This is a genomic window from Anabaena azotica FACHB-119 (assembly GCF_014697625.1).
GTDB classification, from domain to species: domain Bacteria; phylum Cyanobacteriota; class Cyanobacteriia; order Cyanobacteriales; family Nostocaceae; genus Trichormus; species Trichormus azoticus_A.
Genome location: NZ_JACJSG010000048.1, coordinates 1 through 21271 on the forward strand (window position 1 = coordinate 1; position 21271 = coordinate 21271).

The 21271-nt window shown below is 40.8% G+C and carries 21 protein-coding genes and 2 pseudogenes; 9 read left to right on the forward strand and 14 right to left on the reverse strand.

The features are described from left to right. Nucleotides 1-194 (reverse strand): annotated as a pseudogene (locus tag H6G83_RS27335) (hypothetical protein); the annotation flags it as partial. 494 nt (nucleotides 195-688) lie between these two features. Between H6G83_RS27335 and H6G83_RS27340 the strand changes: the two are divergent. Further along, nucleotides 689-1411, forward strand: a complete 723-nt coding sequence (locus tag H6G83_RS27340; RefSeq protein WP_190478004.1) for a peptidylprolyl isomerase — start codon at nucleotides 689-691, stop codon at nucleotides 1409-1411. Nucleotides 1412-1749: 338 nt separating this feature from the next. Here H6G83_RS27340 and H6G83_RS27345 read toward each other — a convergent pair whose 3' ends face one another. The 8 genes from H6G83_RS27345 to H6G83_RS36070 form a co-directional block, all read right to left on the reverse strand. Next, complete coding sequence (locus H6G83_RS27345; protein WP_190477910.1) at nucleotides 1750-2817, reverse strand: glycosyltransferase family 4 protein; 1068 nt, start codon at nucleotides 2815-2817, stop codon at nucleotides 1750-1752. A gap of 264 nt (nucleotides 2818-3081) precedes the next feature. Beyond that, entirely contained in the window at nucleotides 3082-5313 is a 2232-nt protein-coding gene (locus H6G83_RS27350; protein ID WP_190477912.1) for an NHL repeat-containing protein, read from the reverse strand. 531 nt (nucleotides 5314-5844) lie between these two features. Next, complete coding sequence (locus H6G83_RS27355; protein ID WP_190477914.1) at nucleotides 5845-6519, reverse strand: glutathione S-transferase family protein; 675 nt, start codon at nucleotides 6517-6519, stop codon at nucleotides 5845-5847. 54 nt (nucleotides 6520-6573) lie between these two features. Continuing rightward, the gene (locus H6G83_RS27360) at nucleotides 6574-6996 is read right to left on the reverse strand and encodes a hypothetical protein (protein ID WP_190477916.1); all 423 of its coding nucleotides are present in this window, start codon (nucleotides 6994-6996) and stop codon (nucleotides 6574-6576) included. 21 nt (nucleotides 6997-7017) lie between these two features. After that, the gene (locus tag H6G83_RS27365; RefSeq protein ID WP_190477918.1) at nucleotides 7018-7452 is read right to left on the reverse strand and encodes an acyl-CoA thioesterase; all 435 of its coding nucleotides are present in this window, start codon (nucleotides 7450-7452) and stop codon (nucleotides 7018-7020) included. Nucleotides 7453-7563: 111 nt separating this feature from the next. Then, nucleotides 7564-7926: a tautomerase family protein gene (locus H6G83_RS27370; RefSeq protein ID WP_313937165.1), complete on the reverse strand. Its 363-nt coding sequence runs from the start codon at nucleotides 7924-7926 to the stop codon at nucleotides 7564-7566. Continuing rightward, nucleotides 7913-8518, reverse strand: coding sequence for a TetR/AcrR family transcriptional regulator (locus H6G83_RS27375; protein WP_190477919.1), 606 nt, complete (start codon nucleotides 8516-8518; stop codon nucleotides 7913-7915). The genes H6G83_RS27370 and H6G83_RS27375 overlap by 14 nt, the downstream gene beginning before the upstream one ends. A gap of 67 nt (nucleotides 8519-8585) precedes the next feature. Then, nucleotides 8586-8717 carry a hypothetical protein gene (locus tag H6G83_RS36070; RefSeq protein WP_277876440.1) on the reverse strand — a complete coding sequence of 44 codons (132 nt, stop codon included), beginning with the start codon at nucleotides 8715-8717 and terminating at the stop codon, nucleotides 8586-8588. 77 nt (nucleotides 8718-8794) lie between these two features. Here H6G83_RS36070 and H6G83_RS27385 point away from each other — a divergent pair, with 77 nt between their 5' ends. Continuing rightward, nucleotides 8795-9076, forward strand: coding sequence for a hypothetical protein (locus H6G83_RS27385; RefSeq protein WP_190478006.1), 282 nt, complete (start codon nucleotides 8795-8797; stop codon nucleotides 9074-9076). Between the two features lie 204 nt (nucleotides 9077-9280). Here the strand turns inward: H6G83_RS27385 and H6G83_RS27390 are convergent, their stop codons facing one another. Both H6G83_RS27390 and H6G83_RS27395 read right to left on the reverse strand, forming a co-directional pair. Beyond that, on the reverse strand, nucleotides 9281-10456 hold the full coding sequence (locus tag H6G83_RS27390; RefSeq protein WP_190477921.1) for a helix-turn-helix domain-containing protein: 1176 nt from the start codon (nucleotides 10454-10456) through the stop codon (nucleotides 9281-9283). 1211 nt (nucleotides 10457-11667) lie between these two features. Further along, nucleotides 11668-12168: a NifB/NifX family molybdenum-iron cluster-binding protein gene (locus H6G83_RS27395; RefSeq protein ID WP_190477923.1), complete on the reverse strand. Its 501-nt coding sequence runs from the start codon at nucleotides 12166-12168 to the stop codon at nucleotides 11668-11670. Between the two features lie 293 nt (nucleotides 12169-12461). Here H6G83_RS27395 and H6G83_RS35585 point away from each other — a divergent pair. Next, nucleotides 12462-12575 (forward strand): annotated as a pseudogene (locus tag H6G83_RS35585) (carbohydrate ABC transporter permease); the annotation flags it as partial. Here the strand turns inward: H6G83_RS35585 and H6G83_RS27400 are convergent. Continuing rightward, the gene (locus H6G83_RS27400; protein ID WP_190477926.1) at nucleotides 12533-12730 is read right to left on the reverse strand and encodes a hypothetical protein; all 198 of its coding nucleotides are present in this window, start codon (nucleotides 12728-12730) and stop codon (nucleotides 12533-12535) included. The pseudogene H6G83_RS35585 and the gene H6G83_RS27400 overlap by 43 nt on opposite strands. A gap of 259 nt (nucleotides 12731-12989) precedes the next feature. On the opposite strand from H6G83_RS27400, the gene psbV reads away from it, so the two are divergent. The 4 genes from psbV to petJ all read left to right on the forward strand — a co-directional run bounded on the left by psbV (nucleotide 12990) and on the right by petJ (nucleotide 15342). After that, on the forward strand, nucleotides 12990-13481 hold the full coding sequence (gene psbV, locus H6G83_RS27405) for a photosystem II cytochrome c-550 (protein ID WP_190477928.1): 492 nt from the start codon (nucleotides 12990-12992) through the stop codon (nucleotides 13479-13481). Nucleotides 13482-13532: 51 nt separating this feature from the next. After that, nucleotides 13533-13991: a photosystem II cytochrome PsbV2 gene (psbV2, locus tag H6G83_RS27410; RefSeq protein WP_190477930.1), complete on the forward strand. Its 459-nt coding sequence runs from the start codon at nucleotides 13533-13535 to the stop codon at nucleotides 13989-13991. 261 nt (nucleotides 13992-14252) lie between these two features. Further along, complete coding sequence (petE, locus tag H6G83_RS27415; RefSeq protein ID WP_190477932.1) at nucleotides 14253-14672, forward strand: plastocyanin; 420 nt, start codon at nucleotides 14253-14255, stop codon at nucleotides 14670-14672. A 304-nt stretch (nucleotides 14673-14976) separates the two neighbouring features. Continuing rightward, entirely contained in the window at nucleotides 14977-15342 is a 366-nt protein-coding gene (gene petJ, locus H6G83_RS27420) for a cytochrome c6 PetJ (protein ID WP_190477934.1), read from the forward strand. A 179-nt stretch (nucleotides 15343-15521) separates the two neighbouring features. On the opposite strand, the gene H6G83_RS27425 is transcribed toward petJ, so the two are convergent. Next, on the reverse strand, nucleotides 15522-17105 hold the full coding sequence (locus tag H6G83_RS27425; RefSeq protein ID WP_190477936.1) for a hypothetical protein: 1584 nt from the start codon (nucleotides 17103-17105) through the stop codon (nucleotides 15522-15524). Between the two features lie 523 nt (nucleotides 17106-17628). Between H6G83_RS27425 and H6G83_RS27430 the strand changes: the two genes are divergently transcribed. Beyond that, complete coding sequence (locus H6G83_RS27430) at nucleotides 17629-18321, forward strand: esterase/lipase family protein (protein ID WP_190477938.1); 693 nt, start codon at nucleotides 17629-17631, stop codon at nucleotides 18319-18321. Nucleotides 18322-18524: 203 nt separating this feature from the next. Beyond that, complete coding sequence (locus H6G83_RS27435) at nucleotides 18525-19166, forward strand: cytochrome b N-terminal domain-containing protein (RefSeq protein ID WP_190477940.1); 642 nt, start codon at nucleotides 18525-18527, stop codon at nucleotides 19164-19166. On the opposite strand, the gene H6G83_RS27440 is transcribed toward H6G83_RS27435, so the two are convergent. Next, entirely contained in the window at nucleotides 19133-21052 is a 1920-nt protein-coding gene (locus H6G83_RS27440) for a cation:proton antiporter (protein WP_190477942.1), read from the reverse strand. The genes H6G83_RS27435 and H6G83_RS27440 overlap by 34 nt on opposite strands. Nucleotides 21053-21271: the final 219 nt, after the last annotated feature.

Below are 21271 nucleotides of genomic sequence, written 5' to 3' on the forward strand. Positions count from 1 at the left end.
TTCAAAGCTTTCACAAAAGAAAACTCATGTCTGAGAACCTTGCTAAGACGATATAAGTCTTTCTGCCCTACACCTCGGTTATCCATCCAAAAACGAATAGCTTTGTTGCGAACGAATTGACAGGTTCTCATCGCCTCATCAATGGCTGCATATTGAGTTGTTTTCCCTTTAGCTTTAAACTCTAAAACAATCATTTTACGTGGAAAACTTCTACACAAATATTCTACCATAATCAAAGCCGTCCAAGAAGGACGGGGCTTTAGACCCAGTTTCTTGGTAAATTTCATATTGTCAAAGTATAAGTATGAGGTATTGTGCTTTTATGGTTTATTGACTGTTAACCGTCAACAACTAATTTAACTTTGACAGCAGTTGATTTGTCACAAGAGAAGATTGGCTATGTTACTTATGGCTCATAGTAGAAATAAAAGTATAGAAATTCTATTTTAATTTTGAAAAAATGTCGCCACTTTGTAGGCCGATGCACTGCCCACCCTACGTACTATGTTATTAATGTCTCATAGTTAAAAACAAAAGTATTAGTTATAGGCAAATACTGAGTGGTTTCGACAAAACTTTACACAAATTGCCTATTCTTGCTATTAAAATTTTAAAGCTATAGAAGAATGTTACTGCTATGCAGGATACTAACTCAGCATCTATCACTCCCAGCCAAAACAAAAAGATAATGACTGACGTGCTGCAAATCGGCAATCGTACTATTAAAGCCAGTGAAATCCTTCCCTTACTGGCTAATTATCAACTACTACCCCAATTATTACGAGAATTAATTATTGATGAGGCGATCGCAGCAATAGATTGTCAACCGGAAGAGTTAGCTCAAGCTAAACAGAGATTTTACGCAGAAAAACAGTTAACCCAAGTAAGTGACATTCAAGCATGGTTAACACAACAAGGTTTGACCATCGAAAAATTAGACAATATTATTACTCGCAAGATCAAGTTAGAAAAATATAAACAAGCCACTTGGGGGCCGAAACTGGATGCTTATTTTTTCCAGTTGAAGGGCAAACTAGATAGAGTAATTTATCACCTCCTGCGGACTCAAGATGCAGGGTTGGTGCAAGAACTTTACTTCCGCCTACAAGCCAAAGAACAGTCTTTTGCAGAGGTAGCACAAAAATATTCTCAAGGCCCAGAAGCCCAAACTGGTGGTTTAGTCGGCCCTGTTGAACAGAGTACACTGCATCCAGCAATGGTACAGCTACTATCTAATTGTCAACCTGGACAAATTTCACCCCCAACTCGCATTGCTGAGTGGTTTGTAATTGTGCGGGTGGAGAAGTTTATTCCCGCTCAATTAGATGAACCAATGAAGGCGCGGCTTTTGAATGAGTTGTTTGAGGGTTGGATGCAGGAACAGCAAAAGCAAGTTGTCATTAGTCATTAGTCATTGGTCATTAGTGATTTTGTTTGTGCTAAGGCACAAAGTCATTTAAGGGACGTTTGCCTACGGCACGCTACGCGAACACAATTAACCCTCCATTCCTCCCACCATCAAACTAACTACAGTTTTGATGGGGGTCTCCTGGAGGTTTAAGATGAATAGTTACTACAGTTAGTAGATTTATGGACAAATATCCTAAATAGCTACTTTACCCGGAGTAATCCGAGAAGGGCAAACTGCTTTTGCCCGCTATCCCTAAGCTAAAAGCCGCAGGGACTACCTTTTTTGTTATGTTCATATTAGATTAATTGGGTATATATAAGTAGATTTTCAATAAATATTTACAACACCCCTATTTTCAACTCAGAATAAACTGCTAAGGTTTCTTGATTAACACGCCCAACTGTCAGCCTATCTATATTTTGTTGTGCTTGGTCTTGCCAATGATGTAGTAGACTAGGCTGGCTGAGTAATTTTGTCAGTGCGTTTGCTAAAGCAGAGCTATCTTTTACTGGCACTAAAACACCTGCCCGCCCATTATCCAATGCTTCAGGTATACCGTCTACATTGGTGGCAATAATAGCACAGCCTGCTTCACGGGCTTCTGGAATCACTAGGGGAGAAGGGTCACGATGAGACGCGAGTACAAATATGTCTGCGGCTAATAGGTAACGTTGCGGTTCTGGTTGGAAACCTGCAAAATGAATGCGTTGGCTAAAACCTGTAGCTTGTGCTTTTTCCTCAAAAATATGCTTTTCGGGGCCATTTCCTACTATATATAGGTGCGCTTGGGGAAAATCTGAGGCGATTTGCGCGAAAGCTGCAATTAGCTCACTAATACCTTTACGTTGATACATTCCGGCGACTGTAGCGATCGCCGGATGTTGTAATTCTACAGGTAAATACTCTTTCATACTACGAGTGCGGACACTACCTAATGTACCATTAGATACCACCTGCAGTTTCCGCTCAGGTATGCCACGCCTAGCCATTGATTTAGCAACAGCATGACTGACAGCAATGACCCGATCTGCTAATCCCATCAATATGGCACTGCGTTGAAATTCGTTGTGTACGGTGGCGACTAAGGCGTAGTCAGCAGAGGCTTTAAGAACTCTCCCTAGCACTACCCCCGTCATCATGTGGGCGTGGACGATATCTGGTTGAAATTCTTTGATAATTCCTCGATAACGTCGAGTAGCATGAATTAAATTTACAGGTGTTCTAGTTTGGTCTAACTCAAAGTGTTTAACACCATACTTTGTTAATAATGTTTCATATTCTCCGCCAGCCGATGCTACAGCTACATCATGATGATTTTTGGCTTGTAGACAAGCTAAATCTACAGCTACGTTCACGATACCATTACCAATTTCGCGGACGTGATTCAAAATATGTAGTATACGCATCAGACTCAGCTAATATAAGTTCTCATTACAGAAAATAAATCTCTATCTAGTGGCAATTATCCGGAAGTTTTTGTTAATTGTTAGTTGTCAGTTGTTTTTGCAACAAATACAGCAGGGAACAGGGGACAGGGAACTGGGAACAGGCTTGAAAGTTTTTTGTTACATGGCTTTTGGGTGAAATTTGTAACTCAATTACCCGCAATCTGCTGTAGCTTATTTCTGGGCTATTTTTATATATTTTGACAACTGACAACTGACAACTGACTAACTAGGTAATCGATACATTATTACTTTTCCTCTGGCGTTCTCTTCCAAAAATACTAAATATTCGCCATTGGAGCGACGAAAAGCGCGGATACCGTAGGGTATATCTATCCAGCCTCTTTCAGCGCCTATTTCTGAGCCGGGTGTTAATAGTTGAATTGCTTCTCCTGTGCTGGCTTTGTAGACATACACTCCCCCTCTTTTACTATCAGCAGCAAAAACTCTGTCGCCAACAATATCCATTGCTTTAATGTGCAGTTTGGGATCAGCTTTAGTATCATAAGGTAGGGCTATGCGCCATCTAATTTTTTTGTTTTTACTCCAATTGTCGTAACGGATAATTTCTGTACCAACTAATCCCCAATCACCATCAAGATTTGGGCGATCGCTAGTATAACCTCCCAAATACATCACATCTTGTTTGGGAAAATACTTGATTCTGGTCAAAGTTGTAAAAGGTGCGGGCATAGGTATTTTTCCTCCCGCCGCTTTGCCATAAATTGGACAGCCATTACTATCTAATTTTTGCCAGGGATAACGTTTGATATAGCCTGCTTCGGCGGCTTGCCAAATATCTCCTTTGCTGTCTATTTCCCAACCCCAAACCGAACTATCTTCTTCGCCTAAGACTTTGTATTCATCATTTTGAATTGCACCATCACCATTGGTATCATGCCATAACCAACTACCTTTCTTGGGCTGGTCAGCAGGCCAGTCAAGATGATCTTTGCCAAAGATACCACAAGGAACGGCTATCTCTCCATCAAAACGATAAATTAATAGGCGTTGTGACATCATATCTGAAGAGAGATATAGTAACCGCTTCCCACTTAAGCGACGGACAAAGGCGGCTGTGGGTGAGGTGTGTAGCCGTCCATCATCTGGATAGCGGAATTTGTCTAAAGTATATGCTTTATACGTCCATTCTTTGCCGTTATTTTTGCTGTAGTCCATGACAAAGTGTTCGTTTTTGGTGAACACATCTCTACCATCAGTATCAGGATCAGCATCGGCGTTATCTACGAATTGCAAACCGAGTAAGCGCCATTGGAGTTTTCCTGATGGTGAAAACTTTCTTAAGTCAGTACCTGTGTTATTAAATCCGTTGTTACTGATGTAAATATTGCCTGCGGTATCTGTACCTACTCCGGTAATACCATAGAGTTTCAAATCTTGGACTTCTCCATAAATACCTGTATAGAGTCCGCCTTTTTCGCCAAAAGTGCCGACTAGTATAGGTTTGTTGGTGATGTTATAGATGATGACTTGCTGACGCTTACCGTTGTCAGCTACTAATAGTCTACCTTGGTCGTCGAGGGCGATCGCCGTTGGGTTAGCAACATCGGTAATTTGTTGGGGTAGTCGTTGACCTTGGGGCGAATAACTGACAACTTTTTTGTTTTGAATTATCCATAGGTTATTCTGATTATCAATAGCGATCGCACCTGGATCAGTCACTTTAAAGCTGCGTAGTTGCTGCATCGTGTCGATATTGTAAACAAGAATGCGATCGCTAGCAGGATCACTTACATATAACTCATCGCCTCTGGTTGCTAACCCTGTTACCTCAGTTTTATTATTGATGATGAGCATACTTTTATCCCAACCACGCCCCCCAGGGAAAGGTGCAGGTTTCCCAGACAAGTCATAGCGCCTGACATTGTACCAAACAGTTCCCTCTGGCGGATAATCTTCACCTGGCTTACCTGAGTTTGACTGCTGCATAGCCAAATATATGTACCGTTGATTCCCGGTAATAGCTATTCCGCCTAAGCGTCCCCAGCCATGTAAGTCGTCAAGTTTACCAATTACATCACCATCTTTATAAATACCTGCTTCTCTACCGCCTTCATCCCAATGACTAGCGACGTAAGCTGTACCATTTGGCGCAACATACATCCCCGCCATGTAAATTTGCACCCATTTTTCACCACCAAAACTATTACCTATCCAAGAAGTTTTGTAGGCTGGTTTATTTGCTGTTTTATTTGATTCTTTATTAGTTAGCTGCACCAAGGTATTGTGAGTTATTTTCTCAGTAATTGTTGGTACTGTATTGACAACCCAAGGTATATAACTGCCTATAGGATTAATGATTATCACCATCAATATGGTGAGGATGAACAGATATATTTTTAAACTGCGGAAGTTGCGATTACGGGTGATTTTTTTAATATACCTAATACAGTTTTGGTAAAAATTGTTAAAGCGTGAGGTTAATCTTTTTTCCATAAAAATATTTTAATGGTTAATTAGTGGTGGCATTTAGATGATTATTTAACCACAGAGGCACAGAGACATAATAATACCGCAGGCTAACGCACCAACTGATATTTTGCTATTTCATGACTATTTCTGACAACGCACCCGACTAGACTCTGATGCAAATCTATATATAGCAATAGCCAAGACAGTTAGGACATGAGGAAATGAAAAAACTTAGACAGCAAAAGACTTTTAACTCTGTCACCTGTCACCTGTCACCTGTCACCTGCTATAAATGATTTATTCTTGAAGTTTAATGTTATATCAGTAAAATATAAAAATTTTTTTGGTACAGGACTTATGCAACTGGCACTTGGGGTAGGGTGCGTCAGATGTGGAAAATTCCTTAATTTGTCGGAAATTATTGGGGCTGACGCACTCTACATTTACTGGTAATTAGGCAGGTGCTGTTAATTTTAAGTATTTTAAAATGCACTGCTTATACCATGCGCGAACACAATTTTAAAACTACCTCATGCACAGGCGATCGCTAAGGTATTATTGATGTTCATTGGCTTTATTTTCTTGGTTTAGTTTGCGGTTACGCATTTTGAGCAAAACTTGCTTAAATCTTTCAAAATCTTCTACACTCAGTTCTGTCTGTTGCCACACTTCCCGTTCCATTAAACGTTCAAACCAACTTTGCAAATTAGGATAATTACTAAAACTAATTCCTATTTTTGGCAACAAAGACAAATCTGTTCCCGCCACAATATCCGCCAAAGTAAACTGTTTACCAGCATAATAATAGCCATTACCTAAACATTCTGATAAAAATTTTAAACCTTTATCGATATGTTCATTTGCCTGCAAAAACTTGGGAGAATCTTTCGTTTCAAAAAGCAAAGGAATCATCTTTGGCAATAGTTCATGTGTAGTTACCATCTGTACCATTCTTACTTTCGCTAAAGATTCAGCATCTGTAGGTAACAGTGCAGGTATAGGATATTTAGCTTCTAAATAATCCAGAATTGCTAAAGATTCCACTACCCGAAAGCCATCATCTAGAATTACTGGAATGTGATGAAATGGGTTAATCTCTAGAAATTCAGGTTGCAATTGATCGCCATTGAGTTTCATGAGAACTGGTTCAAATTGAATTCCTTTTTCTAGTAATGTCCGCCATACACGACGAGCCATAGGTGAGCGAGGATTGTAATAAAACTTGAGCATAAGTTTTTCTCTCCCGAAAAAGACCGATAGGTTTGTTAAACAACAAAAAAAATTCTACAAAATACTGTTCAGACAACCAAACACAAGTAATAAAGCGCCAACTAAAGAACCAATCGCACCTATCATATTACCTGTATAGACAATTTTATTTTGTACAGGCCCATCATTAGCTAGACCACGATGACCTACCCATGCACCATAAGGTAAAGCTATACAAAATCCATATCCTGAAATCACAGATGACCACACCAAAATTGAACTAAACAAAGGGTTTAATTCTAAACTGGGTAAGACAGCAGAAAAAGCAATCATTGTAGTTCCACCCATTGATAAGCCTGAGTGTGCAACACGCCATCCACGAACAATATCTTCATGAGTTTTTTGGTTGATAGCTACGCCATAAGGTATTCCTGAAAGTAATCCAATTAGTAGAACTATACCGCCGTGTAGTGTTAAATGAATAGCTAATTGATTCATAATTTAATTGTTATGATCTGCTTAATTAGATTTTTTGGTAGTTAAATATTTATGTTGTAGTTCCTCTGGAATAGTGATTGGACGACCAGTTTGCAAATTTACAAATGCACCTTTCTGTGTAGCTACTGCTGCTAACTGATTATTAGATAAAATTTCTGCTTGTACAGTCCATTTTAAGCGTCCTAAATCGCTAGCCCATAAGCGTCCTATTACTTGATCAATTAACTTAATTGGACGTTTATATTCAATTTCCGTCCCAGCAAGTACAGGTACATATCCTTGTTCCATTTGCTGATGAATTGGCAAATGTTCTTCTAAAAATTTGAGGCGCAAATCCTCTAGCCACTTAATATACACAATATTGCTGACAATTCCAGCAAAGTCGATGTCATAGGTTCTCACAGGTATTGTTAACACTACTTCTAATGGTCTATGTGAGTTGTTCGTTGTTAGCATAATCACTCCTATTTATTTCAGACTTATCGGTCGGTTATTACCCAAAAAATTATCAGCGTTTTGAGGATGGGTTACGCATATAGCCTCAAACTTCTACTTTATAGTTAAGGTTTAATTCATCTCCTGGTACACCTCTAATACCCCAATTGTGTTTTGGGGTTTCCAAAATTGTAATTTCGATATCATCAACTGCAATTTGCAACTATTTGTTAATTTTCTTAAATATTTCTTGCAATAGATTTTTTTGGTATCGACAGCACGTCCCTCAAACATAACAATTTCAATAATTAAATAATTTTCAGTTCTATCAGGTGGATAGTAGAAATCGGTTTTATCCAGTGGGAAAAACCGATGAAATCTTTTCTCAGGGCTAATCTGTAAAACTTCCACCAGAGAAGCATGAATTATATCTGATAGTTCTGCTTTAATTGGGTTCAGTGTTTTTGCTAAACCATAAACTTTAACTTGTACCATTGATTTTCAGGTTATTTTCTATGTAATGATTAAGGTGATTAACTGCTCTTTGCATATAAACAGTATCGTTATAAAGCTGACTCATCATCATTGCACCTTCTAAAGTGGCAACTATGATAGTGGCAACTTCATCAGGATTTATATTATTTTGAACCTCTGCTTTCTCAATTCCCGTTTGAATAACTCGCCGAATCAGATTCAGCCAAGAGTTCATCGCCTGTTGACTACGTTCTCGTAATGCAGGGTGTGCATCATCACTTTCGACAGCCGTGTTGAGTAGTGGACATCCTCCAGCAATGGGTGGGTTTTCTGCAAAACTACCAAAGACTGCAATTAGTGCTTGGAGACGTTCTATTGCATGGCGCTTGCTACGTATGGCTATTCTATAGTGCTTGCTGATAGAGGCGATCGCATAATCAAAAGCCTGTATTGCTAGTTCATCCTTGCTTTGGAAGTGATTGTAAATTCCTCCTTTTTGCAAACCAGTCACACGCATGATGTCAGAAATCGACGCACCAGCATATCCCTGTTGATTAAACAGTTCCGCCGCTTGTTGCAAGATTCGAGTTTTTGTTTCTTCGCCTTTAGACATATTGTTTACAGACCAATTGGTCTGATTAAGTATGGCATAACATATAGCAGTTTGCAAGAGCGATCGCTTAATTTACCGTTTCTTCTTGCGAACCATCAACGATGTTCCAGACTCGCTGTGGGTATTGTAGGAGTTTTTGCCAGTGGCGATCGCTTAAAATTCTCCCTTCAACGGCGCGGAAGTCCCGGAACTTTGTCAAAGAACCTATTACTAACCAAAGCAGCCATATTATAAGTAATTAGCCAAACTCAATATTAGACAATGAATCAAAAGTCAATGCAGATATTTAAAGTCATCGAAGAAGCCATTACAAAACCGCCCATTCCCCATGAACCATATAAGCAATCATTGAAAGCCTGGGCTATGTATTGTTTACGAGATAGAGGCTTTAAAGTTATATACGCTCAAAATGCCGATTTTGCTATTGAAACCAAAGCCGGAGAAAAACTATACTTTAAAGTCTCCAATACCCCTGTTGATCAAGATAGCTCCATTAGCTGGATAGTTTGGGATAGCGCCAGCAAAAGCGCCAGCCTGATTCCAGAGGCTAGAGGTTAGAGGTTACGGCTAGAGGTTGGGGGTTAGAGATTGGAAGTTATATCAAGTTAGGCTAATTACTTATAATATGATTGTTTTGGTCGGTAATGGGTAATAGCTAATAGGTAATTGTTTTCTACCATTAGCAATTACCAATTACCAATTACCAACCCCGAAGATATGATAAGTGATTAAGCGGACATGATATTACCCATGAAAACCTTGTTATCTAACCCCTAGCCTCTTAATAAGAATATGCTTTTTCTCATCAAAACCAATCAAGCCTTGCTGCTGTAATTTACCCATCAATCGCGTAATTGTCACTCTAGTAGTACAACAAGCACTAGCAATATCTTCATGAGTGAAACGTACAATAAAGCGAGTTCCATCAGCTACAGATTCGCCAATTTCTTGTTGCAAAAGCTCCAATAAATGATACAAACGATCCTCTACCCTCCGCCTGCCGGCTATAGCTAAAAAAGATTCAGTTTGCTGTAAACGCTGCTGAATTTTTGGTAGCAAGATATGGCTAAGTATTGGGGTAGCAGCTATTTCTGTGAAATTGATTGATGCTAATTCCACATCTGAAAGAGCTGTAGCTTGATAAATAGATAAAGAAGTCATATTAGCCCCAAATACCATCTGCGTTTTTGCCAAACCTATCAATACTTCTTCGCCTGTTTCACAAAATGTACTCAGCTTGACTAAACCTTGACGGACATACCAAATAACAAAGGGATGCAGAGGAATATTTTCCCCTTTAGCATATATATTAACTGGACGATTTTGAAGCAAATAATTTTCATTATTTACTAAATTTATATCTTGTTGTTGGCGTTGATCAATTTGACGTAACAACCAGCGTAGAGCGTTTATTTCACCATTTTGATTATACAGGGCAACTACTGTTAAGGCTGCGTCAAAATACTCACCATGCAACTGCTGTAAGCATACTACTAATTCTCTGGTTTGATCAGTCTGTGATAATTGATTAAGCTCACTACGAAAGCTTTCTCTTTCTTCGAGGCGAATAAAATTAATGATTGATTTATCTACCAAAAGATGTTTTGGTGCATTGAGTAACTTTGCCGCCTTTAGGTTAGCTTTTTGAATAATTCCTTCTGCATTAGTTACTAAATACCCATCAGGCGCAAACTCAAATAAATCATAGTAGTGTTGGCGTTCTGCTTCTAATAAACTCCGCGTTTTTAGAAGTTCTTCATTTTGGTGATAAAGTTCCTCTGCTGCTAGCTGTACTAGCTTTGAGCTGCTATAAAGCTCCTTAAAAGCTTGTGGTAGTAAATCGGGGGGAATCCAAGGTAAAACGCTAGCAGTTTGATATAAATCTGCTAGTTGTTGATGTAATGCTTCTGCTCTTTGGATAAATAGTTCTATATTCACTGTATATGACCACGATTGCCGACAGATGTTAACCAATCACGCTCAATCTATTAATTCCAATAGTAGTAAAAATACCCCTGGAACTGCCAATAGTGAAACTTATAGTAAATAAAATTAAGGTGAGAATATAGCTCAGAATGTAAATTTATATAATTTTTAGAATATTTATTTACAAATAAGAAAAATTGTTAATGGTTTCATTACTGAGATAAAAACACTATTGAAACATAACTATTGATTATAAATATATTTCCAGGGCTGCACATACTAATTCATGGTTTATAACAGCAGCTTTATAGATAAACCTATAGATTACTACCTAAGACTGATATTTAAATCTACTTAGGGTAAGAAAACTCTCAAAAATCCGCTTAATATTAAGTTATGAGTCGTTTTGATGAGATAATCATGCTCAGTTAGTATACTAATAACTCCCTTTGGTGATTGTTGATGTTCGATAAGTGGTGAGCCTATTCATCAGGATAACTATTAGTGCATGGACTTACGTCCGTCTCTAGCATCAGAATATTTAAGACTTAGCATTGACAAACTTTTTGGAACTGGTGGATGGAGATTTTATAATTTTCACAACTCAGGTAGGATGTCCAGAGATATTTTTCAGCGAATTTGTATAAGCGATCGCTCCCAGGCAAAAATAGCTAAAATGATACTGAGCTATTAACGATAATACTGACGTGGGAATTTTCTCGTCAGAAACAAAGCAACTAACAATAACCCTTCAAAGGGAATAAAGGAAAATTTCAGGCTACAGCATAGCCAAAAAAAACCAACCAAAATAGAAACAACTCGCCATATTTGATCAGTCATTATTAGACTAATAGCTACAAAAAATATAGCTAATCCCAGAGTTATAAATGAAGTTAAGAGCATAACTATTAAACCTAGATTGATTTTGTGTTTTGTCTATGCTACAAGAGAACAAAATTTAATTCTCTGGACATAGTGTTATTTTCGTACTTAATTCATCAAGAAGACAGCGTAGATGGAAGGTGAAGCGAAAAATTCCATCTACGTCTTGCAATGGCTGACGGCAAAGCTAGCACCTGCGTAATAGATACAGGACTTACGCATAAAAACGAAAAATTAAGTGTTTGGGCAAGGGTATAGGGGTATAGAAGTGTAAATCTTTAAAAACCTTACACCCTGCCTCAACAGAAAACTTGGATGTGTAAGTCCTGAGATAATTGGTATTACACAGATTCTACCAAAATACTTTCTTGATTTTGGTGTAAAACCTTACGTAACCAAGGTGGAGGATTACCTTTAAGAGTTTGCACTAGCCTATTCAAAATATAGGTAATATCTTCCTTCTGTGAACGTGGTTTAATTGGCATTACACCTTTTCTAATTAACTTCGCAGCAGCAGTACCACCAATAGAAGCCACATACACAATTGTACAGTCAGATAAAGCTGCTATTTTTTGAGCTACTTTATCATTACTGTCGCCATCTTTGACTTGCGGTTTTACAGCTTCTTCCTTCTTCGCTTTTTTGCAATCACTCTTACCATGTTTGCAGCTACCTTCTTGCTTTTCTGTATTTTCAGCAGGCTGAGAAACTTCCTGATTAAAGCAGAGAGTTTCCAGAAATTCATAACCCCCATCTGAAATTTCGTAAACATCAATTTCCTGCGCCCAACCAAAGTGAGCATTGACATTTATTCTGTCACTTGTAGCAAATGCTATTTTCATGTTTATTTCCTTTGTTCATCAGTCACAACTAATTTCTGAAGCGTTCCTGCTCTGAATTGGCAATAATCGTTTTGCCTATACATAACAATTGCCGATAACTTGATAGGTAGCTATACTGCATTATCAAGATTAAGCAGATTCAAATCGGCTCTTATTATTTATCTTAAGGTCAATTAATTAGTTCTGGTAGCAACTAAAAGAACTTTGCCCTCCATTCCTCCTCAAAATTGGCATATCTTAGTCCCTCAATTATTTCCCCACAAGTAATCCAATTTACCTATAGAAACCTCTGTTGGAACTACATCATGGCTGTTTCTATGGTATTCACCCTGCCAGCCTTAAGTATTTATGCCTTCTTCAACCGCTACTTCATCCAAAGCGCCACGTTCACAGGCGGTAAAGTGTAGTCAGTTATGAGTTGTTTGTTTCCTCCCCCATCCCCCTCATCTCCCTCATCTCCCCCCACTCCCTCATCTCCCCCATCCCCCTCATCTCCCTCATCTCCCCCCACTCCCTCATCTCCCCCATCTCCCCCCACTCCCTCATCTCCCTCGTTCCCCACTCCCCGATCCCCAATCCCCAATTTTAGGCAACAAATTGCACTCCTAACGTGATATTGGTATTACAGCGACTTTATCTCTATATGCCAGTTAACAAACATTATGGGTTGTGTAATCCTGGCCAATGCCTCTGGCGGCTGGGTATGTCATCGCAGAGATAGCAGATAAGCTACAGAAACACTGTAGTAATAATGTTGTCTCGATTGAGATTGAGTCTCGTTTTATTAGCTGTGTTGAGCGTCAAAAACTTTAAGGGGAATCATGTTTAGAAGACTTATTGGCGTTGTTGTGGCTACTGTTTTACTGACTTTTGGGTTGATTATTGGTAGTGCAACAGCTGTGGAACTGGACGAAGCTACCCGGACAGTACCATTAAATGCTGACGGTGATACCATCACTCTCAGCCTTAAACAAGTAAAAGAAGGCAAACGTTTATTTCAATACGCTTGCGCCCAATGTCACGTCGGCGGTGTGACCAAAACTAACCAGAACGTGGGACTTGAGCCAGAAGCACTGGCATTAGCTACACCCAACCGTAATAATATTGAAGGTTTGGTGGACTATATGAAGAACCCCACCACCTACGACGGTGAAGAGGAAATTTCCGAATTACACCCCAGCACCAAGAGTGCAGATATTTTCACAGAAATGCGAAATCTGACGGATGATGACCTCAAAGCGATCGCAGGTCATATTCTCCTACAGCCAAAAATTCTTGGTGACAAATGGGGCGGTGGCAAAATCTACTACTAAAGCCAGTAATTTAGCATAAGTGCTGAGTACTGAGTACTGGGTGCTGAGAAAATGGAATTTATTGATTATCTTAATTTCCAGACTACACAGGACTCAGAACACAGTACTCAGGATTTTTCGCTCGTTATACCGTTATATATCACTGAACCAATCGCTCTGGATGTTGACGAAAAAGGCACAAAGCGTCTATTTTCACCACAAGAATTATCTCAGGGTAAAAAACTTTTCGAGCGCAACTGTATCAATTGTCATGTTGGTGGCGCGACTTTGCCAGACCCAGAAGTATCCTTATCTCTGGAAAAGCTTCAGGCTGCTAGCCCAAGAAGAGATTTGATTGATCATCTTGTCGCCTTCATGCGCCAACCCATGACCTACGACGGAACCCAAGAAACCTATTGGTGTCGTCAACTATCTCCCAGTTCAACATCACAACAGCAGGCTGAAAGTTTAGCTGCTTTTGTCCTCACAGCCGCACAAAAAGCGCCAGGGTGGGGTACAGACAGTTTTTGATCTATCACCCATGCACAAAATCAAGCAAAATTACATTAAGAAAAAATAATATTTACATAATAGTTCTGTACCTTAATTTTTTCTGCCGGAAACTTTTTATTGTCTGGAACCTAGTGTTTATTAGCGATCGCACCATATTTTTATTCGATTTATAGCTGGCAAAAAAAATTTTTTTCTGATCTACGACATATTGTCATATTTGGTGTTGATTTTATTTAAAATGAAATAAGAAAAATAAAAACTACTGGTTAGGAGAACGCCATGAATTTTTTTGCTACAAGCTGGCGACGCTTTAGTTTAGCTGTATTAACTGTTCTTTTAGTTGTTAGCAGCTTTGCTGTGTTTACACCCTCTGCGGCGGCAGAAACACACACAATAAAACTAGGTAGCGATAAAGGCCTGCTAGTATTTGAACCTGCAAAATTGACAATCAAGCCAGGCGACACAGTTGAATTCAAAAACAACAAAGTTCCTCCCCACAATGTTGTGTTTGATAACGCTCTCAACCCAGCTAAGAGTGCTGATTTAGCTAAATCTTTATCTCACAAACAGTTGTTAATGAGTCCTGGTCAAAATGTCAGCACCACCTTCCCAGCAGATGCACCCGCAGGTGACTACACCTTCTACTGCGAACCTCACCGTGGCGCAGGTATGATCGGTAAAATCACCGTTGCAGGCTAGAAATATCTGTCTGCAAACCGCTAGAGCTTCCTTGACTGTGTAGCCATAGTCAAAAGCGAAACCCCATAATTAATAATGGTGACGAGTCCTGTCCAGCCAAGAGTGACAAATGCCATGTAGCGAAGTCAGGAAGGGACTTGTCACCGTAAATTTTGGGTAAATTGCCCCCAAATCATCAATCGTAGAAATTAAAGTATATACTCTCCATAGAGTCTTAATTTCCAGAATCGTTTACCTATCTGGGTAGAGATAATTCTGGTGCTTCTGGCATCAGTTCCTAGAGACTGATTGAGAGGAAAATGCTTTGAGAATAATTTTATTAGTATTACTGCTAGCGATCGCTATATTTAAACTCATATTCACTAGTCCCGCCCTAGCCGCAGAAACGCCAACAGGCGCAAAAATCTTTGAGAATAACTGTGCTTCCTGCCATATAGGTGGCGGAAACATCCTCATTGCCGAAAAAACCCTCAAAAAAGAAGCATTATCAAAGTACCTGGAAAATTATGACACAGACTCAATCCAAGCCATTATCCACCAGGTACAATACGGTAAAAATGCCATGCCCGCCTTCAAAGACAAGTTAAGCAACGAAGAAATTCTCGCAGTCGCTGCTTACGTCTTCCAAAAAGCAGAGCAAGATTGGTCGAACCCTGAGAAGGACGGGTAGGGGGAGATGGGGCAGATGTGGTTCGACTTCGCGGTAATCGAGCGGAGTCGAGATTCACCAACCGGAAGATGAGGGAGATACTCATTCTCGGAACTTCCTAGTCCCCAGTCCCCCTCCGGGTTCGCAGTCGCCTACGGAGGGAAACCCTCCTGCAGCGCTGTCTCACCAGTCCCCAGTCCCTACTCTTTAGTTCCTTGCCTTTCCTGCTGCTGTTCTCTAGCTTCACGCAACTTTTCTAGGAGTGTTTTACTAGCATCTGTCGTTGAAGATGATTGATTTGTGTTAGCTGTCGGCTCAGATGAAGGTGAAGCTTCAACAGTTGGTGTTGATGCAGGCTGATCTTTTCTCAGTGGTAGCTGTGTTGTCGGCTTAGGACTAGTTTCTCTTAGTGGTAGCTGTGTTGCCGGCTTAGGACTAGCTTCTCTGAGTGGTAGTTGTGTTGCCGGCTTAGGACTAGCTTCTCTGAGTGGTAGTTGTGTTGCCGGCTTAGGAGTAGTTTCTCTTATTTGTAATTGTGGTAAAGGTTTTGGAGTACTTACTGGTTGATTACGATTAACTAACGGAGTAGAAGCTGGTTTAGGAAGCACCACATTAGGAGTTGTTTCTTCCGTCGCCGCATTGTTATTGCTGTTGCTTTGGATACGCAAGCTAAACGGATAACGGCTGATTTGCTGATCTCCCTTGGGGGCATTTTTCGTAAAATACTCCCTCGCCTTTGATTGCAACTCAGGAGCAAGAGTCTTGTCTTGGAATTTGATATCCAAAACTTTGCCTTCTGTATCAACTATCAAGAAACCCAGAACCGTACCTTCAATGCCTGGTTTATCTGTAGCAACCGTGCTGCGAATAACCGCCTTTTCTTGGGAATTTGGGTACTCTTGCTGAAGCGCTTTGCGTAGGTCTTCGTATGAGCTGACCTTAGCAATTAGTCCTTGTTCCCCTCTTTGCTCAGGATTTTCTGAGGGTAATGCGGGTGTCCGCACTGTAGACCCTAGCTGCCCTTTGGGAACACTTTGGCCAGCAAAAGCTAAATCATCCCCTGCTTTGGGAGTTTCAGCAATGGGGGCTATTAGCGGCTGAGTTGGAGCCACTGTAGCTGCATTATTAGCATCTGTAACTGGTGGAGTTGTATTGCTGGGCAGATTCGGCGGTAAATCATTAGGGATATTCGCCGCATTTAATTTTGGCAATTCATCTATAGGCAGGGGTCTGGGCGCTTCTGGTATTGCTTGCTGCTGATTAAAACTAGGAGGGGCTGCTGGTATCAATTTGTTCCCAGCCACGTTAAAACCATTACCGTATCGGAAATCTCTTCTGGCTATTTGCCGCAGAGGCTGACCTTTAGGTAAAGCCGCAATGCTATAACTACTAGGTGTTGTATAAACGGGTGGCAGTGAAATTCCAGGGGTTACTGGTGGCGGTAAAGGAGGTAAAGCAGTTGACTGAGCGTTCAGGTTAGGTAAGTTACTCAGTTGCGGTTGTTGAGGAAATTGTGATTGTAGAGGCAGTTGTCCAGGGAAACCAACTGCATTAGGATTGGGATTGGGATTTTGGCTTTGTGGCAGACGGCTTTGGTCTGCTTGACTTAGTTCTAAAACGCCAACTGTTTTTTGTGGTGTTTCATTGGATTTCTTAGAATCCATTGGCATCAATGGCACAATCAACGCAATAGCACCGTGGATGCCAAGAGAGGCTATTGCTGCTATCCCAGTTGGCTGGGCTAATATTTCTGGTATATTTTTTAGCAGGGAGACATAAGACATAGCTGTTATCGTTCACTCGGCTCGGTTGCAATTGAATAGCAGAAAAAATTTTATCTTGAATGCAATAAATGCGCCCTTTTAAAAATGATAGCTGTCTATGTAGGCACTCAACGGATGATCATTGCCTATTTGTTAATTTTTTATGTTTGACCTTAGCCATATTGCCTTGCCAAGGAATTGGGACTATCCAAGCTTACACATAAAGTAGTAACCCACTAGGGCGATCGCATCCCTCTAATTGCATAAATGTGGCAGAAGTTATCCTAGCCGATAGTTCTTTGCTTCTATTAAATTTTTGACAAGCCGCGATATATTACCACATATAATTTCCCAAAAATGTAGTCAGCTTTGCTATTTTCCCAAATATTATTTGCCAATTATTTTTAAAACAGTGAACAGTAAACAGTCCTGGCGGCATATGGTAGGGGATTTCAAATAGCCACTAACGCCTACCACTAGCTAGTGGGAGACCTAAACCCTTTTATTTAACTGATAACTGATAACTGATAACTGATAACTGAAAATGCCATTACCTACCATCATTGTCCCCGGATATCTAGAAAGCGCGATCGCCTACCAACAACTAGCAGCATTATTAGAACAATCAGGTTTCCCCACAATTACAGTCCCTCTAAGAAGAAGGGATTGGTTGCCTTTAATTGGAGGTAGATCCGTCGCGCCTATTATACAGCAACTCGAACACACCGTTAAACAAGCTTTACAAAAACATAACGCTACTCAAATTAACTTAATTGGTCACTCTGCTGGCGGTTGGATTTCTCGCATCTATTTGGGTGAAAAGCCTTATCCAGCAACGGGTAAGCTGCCATCTCTCTGGAACGCCCATCCCTTAGTAGCTACTCTCGTCACCCTGGGTACACCCCACACCAGCCAAGAACGCTGGACACGCTGGAATCTCAATTTTGTCAACAACAACTACCCCGGAGCTTTTTACAAAAATGTGCGTTACATTTGCGTCGCAGGGAAAACTATCTATGGCGAAAGGCAACGCGGTAGCTGGCTAGCTTACAGCAGTTATCAGTTAACTTGCGGCATAGGTAATACCTGGGGCGATGGCATCACACCCATTGCCTCGGCTCATCTAGTAGGCGCAGAAAATCTCATTATTGAGGGTGTCCGACATTCCCCTAGAAGCCCTGGAATTTGGTACGGTTCGCCAGAAGCCTTAGAAAGTTGGGTGCAGTATTTAATTTGAGGGAGTGGGGAGATGAGGGAGATGAGGGAGATGAGGGAGATGAGGAGAAAAACTGGTAACTGGTAACTGATAACTGACAACTGTCAACTGCCTTCTGCTTTAAAAAACCAAATTATTTTTATTTAAAAATTAAATATATTAATATTTCTTAAGTTAAAATTTAATAAAAGTACATACTATGCAAACAATAGGAGGGGTGAAATATGCAAAACACCCAGTTTGATAGGATTTTGCGACGAATTGCCACAGTATTATCGGTCGTGATTCTTTCCCTGTGTCTGATTTATGTATCTACAGGAATTTTGTTGTCCTTTTATTACGAACCGACAGCAGGCGGGGCATATAGATCACTGAGAATGATCGATAACGAAGTAGCCTATGGTTGGTTGTTCCATCGGGCGCATGATATTTCTGGTAATTTCATGATTGCGATCGCCTTAGTGCAAATTGTCGTCATGTTCTTAGGACGGCAATTTCGTAACAGTTGGCTGGTTGCTTGGGTGAGTGGAATTTTCTTTACTTTGAGTGCAATCGGTCTAGATTGGACTGCGATGCTTTTAGACTGGACTCAAGAAGGATATTGGCGTTTTAACATCGAGTTGGGAAATATTCAAGCAATTCCCCTAGTTGGTACGCTTTTGAAAGATATCATTACAGGCGGTGGAGCGATTAGCAGCTTGACAGTTCTGCATCTCTACACACTACATAATTATCTAATTACCATTGCTGCTGTAATTTTCGCTCTTGTACATTTAGCAGCTTTACTGTGGCAAGAACGGCAAATGTATGCAGAAGTGACAGAAGAACCTATTCAACTTACAGAAGCATCACTAGTAGAAAGTTGAGGCACTTTTGCTAAAGGTACTTCCTCTACCTCTGGTAACTTTTCCAGAACTAGAGGTGTGGACTGACTAGCACCAGATAAACGCTTTAAGAGATTCGGTCTGGGATCATGTAACAGGTAGATAAGGCGATCGCCTACTTCCCACTCTTGGTTTGCTGGGATAATGTGTAAGCTTTCTTCCCTCTCTACCAACAACGGAACCAACACCCCATTCCGAATCTTGTCTTGAATATGCTCCTGTTGACTAGCAAAATCAGATTCATTCAGAGTAGTCGTCCCTAACTTCACCCGTCCATCATTGACATATTCATTCCAAGTCTTAATTGCCAAGTCGGAAACAAAAGCCTGGCTAACCTTATGATTAGCTGAACCATTCGCTTGGGGATCGCGGGGAAACACAGCCAGCACACGCGGCGGGTTAAACTCCTCAGCCGCCCTTTGGGCTAAAACATAGTTCACCTCACCATTATTAGTCATCGCCACAAAAGTTCCCATTGAAGCCAGCCCCGCCTCTTCCAGAACCTCACCATCTAATGCACTGCTAGCTATTACCCGGAGATTTTGCGCTTCAGCTTGGGCTATACATTCGGGATCAGTGTCAATCAAGACGACATTTTCACCCCGTTCTTGAAAGAATCGAGCAATCAACAAACTCAAAGGATTACAACCCACAATCACCGCGCCTGTAGCTTGCTTGGAAGTGATCCCCAAGCAGTTCGCCACCCAACCAGCTGTTAACCCTTGGCAAACCACCGTCATGATGATGGTGAGAAAAACCAAAGCCTTAATTGAATCACCACCATTAATCCCGCGCTGAGTTAGCAAAATTGCAAACAAAGACGCAACCGACGCGGATACAATCCCTCTAGGTGCAACCCAGCTTAAAAATAACTTTTGTCGCCAGTTTAAATTACTTTTCCAAGTACAAAACAAGATATTGACTGGACGGACAACAAACATCAACACCAAAACAGTCAATAAGCTTCCCCAACCCAAAGCAAACACACTGGCGATGGATAAATCAGCAGCTAGCAGGATGAAGAGAACAGAAACACTGAGCATCGTCAGTTGTCCTTTAAAGCTGCGTAACGAACGTTCCTCTGGGACTGAAGAGTTAGCAAATACCGCGCCTGCAACTACCGTTGTCATCACACCCGATTCACTACGAATCATCTGCGCCAGAGTAAACAAACTCCATAGCACCGCCAACACTACCAAGTTTTTCAACTCCGTTGAGAGAACATTGGCGCGTTTGAAAATCAAACTCATGAAATAGCCACCAGCCGCACCAATCGCCCCACCAATCCCCAGACGCATCACTAAACCCACAATAGCATTTACTGGGTCTGCATCACCGTTAACGATGGTATCTAGCACCACGAAGGCTAAAATAGCCCCCACTGGATCGATGAGAACGCCCTCTCCTTCTAACAGCGTCGCTACTTGACGGTCTACTTTAATCTGCTTAAGCAGAGGCCCGACTACAGTAGGCCCTGTGACCACGACTATAGAAGCATAGAGAAAAGCTATATTCCAGGGGAACTCACCCAGCCAGTGAGCCGCCATACTCCCCCCAATGAGGGTGATTAGCGTCCCCAAGGTGACGAGTAATTGCAGGCTGAGAGAAACTTTACCCAATTCCCGCAAATCTAAATTTAATCCACCTTCAAACAAAATAATTGCCGTTGCCAGGGCGACAATTACTTCCAACCCAGGGCCGAGAATTTGGGGATGTAGCAATCCGACCCCATCCCCACCCAGCAGAAGGCCCAACAACAGCAATATGACGATGCTGGGTACTCGCAAGTAAGCAGCCAATACCTGAGCGCCGATACCTGCAAAAACAGCGATCGCCATTTGTATGGTGACTTCAAATGATGCTTCCATGTTTAAGATTTTGAGCGATTTCTTTCAAAATCATTTGTAAAGAAAAGTAAATACCACTCTTACAGGTTACAACATCAGACAGTTCTTACCTTGTTAAATTTAGACGTTTTTTCATACTTAGTTGTTCACTTGACTTCAGTTGTAACATTGGTAATTGGTAATTGGTAATTGATAATTGGTCAACAGTCCATAGTTATTCTCCCTCATCTCCCCCCCCAG

Bases quoted from the DNA above. Each gene is read 5' to 3' on its own strand.
- H6G83_RS27350 (WP_190477912.1), bottom strand. From the start codon at position 5,313: ATGGAAAAAAGATTAACCTCACGCTTTAACAATTTTTACCAAAACTGT.
- H6G83_RS27395 (WP_190477923.1), bottom strand. From the start codon at position 12,168: ATGAAAATAGCATTTGCTACAAGTGACAGAATAAATGTCAATGCTCAC.
- H6G83_RS27425 (WP_190477936.1), bottom strand. From the start codon at position 17,105: ATGTCTTATGTCTCCCTGCTAAAAAATATACCAGAAATATTAGCCCAG.
- H6G83_RS27345 (WP_190477910.1), bottom strand. From the start codon at position 2,817: ATGCGTATACTACATATTTTGAATCACGTCCGCGAAATTGGTAATGGT.
- H6G83_RS27340 (WP_190478004.1), top strand. From the start codon at position 689: ATGACTGACGTGCTGCAAATCGGCAATCGTACTATTAAAGCCAGTGAA.
- psbV2 (WP_190477930.1), top strand. From the start codon at position 13,533: ATGGAATTTATTGATTATCTTAATTTCCAGACTACACAGGACTCAGAA.
- H6G83_RS27375 (WP_190477919.1), bottom strand. From the start codon at position 8,518: ATGTCTAAAGGCGAAGAAACAAAAACTCGAATCTTGCAACAAGCGGCG.
- H6G83_RS27360 (WP_190477916.1), bottom strand. From the start codon at position 6,996: ATGAATCAATTAGCTATTCATTTAACACTACACGGCGGTATAGTTCTA.
- H6G83_RS27430 (WP_190477938.1), top strand. From the start codon at position 17,629: ATGCCATTACCTACCATCATTGTCCCCGGATATCTAGAAAGCGCGATC.
- H6G83_RS27440 (WP_190477942.1), bottom strand. From the start codon at position 21,052: ATGGAAGCATCATTTGAAGTCACCATACAAATGGCGATCGCTGTTTTT.
- H6G83_RS27365 (WP_190477918.1), bottom strand. From the start codon at position 7,452: ATGCTAACAACGAACAACTCACATAGACCATTAGAAGTAGTGTTAACA.
- H6G83_RS27370 (WP_313937165.1), bottom strand. From the start codon at position 7,926: ATGGTACAAGTTAAAGTTTATGGTTTAGCAAAAACACTGAACCCAATT.
- psbV (WP_190477928.1), top strand. From the start codon at position 12,990: ATGTTTAGAAGACTTATTGGCGTTGTTGTGGCTACTGTTTTACTGACT.
- petE (WP_190477932.1), top strand. From the start codon at position 14,253: ATGAATTTTTTTGCTACAAGCTGGCGACGCTTTAGTTTAGCTGTATTA.
- H6G83_RS27385 (WP_190478006.1), top strand. From the start codon at position 8,795: ATGCAGATATTTAAAGTCATCGAAGAAGCCATTACAAAACCGCCCATT.
- H6G83_RS27435 (WP_190477940.1), top strand. From the start codon at position 18,525: ATGCAAAACACCCAGTTTGATAGGATTTTGCGACGAATTGCCACAGTA.
- H6G83_RS27355 (WP_190477914.1), bottom strand. From the start codon at position 6,519: ATGCTCAAGTTTTATTACAATCCTCGCTCACCTATGGCTCGTCGTGTA.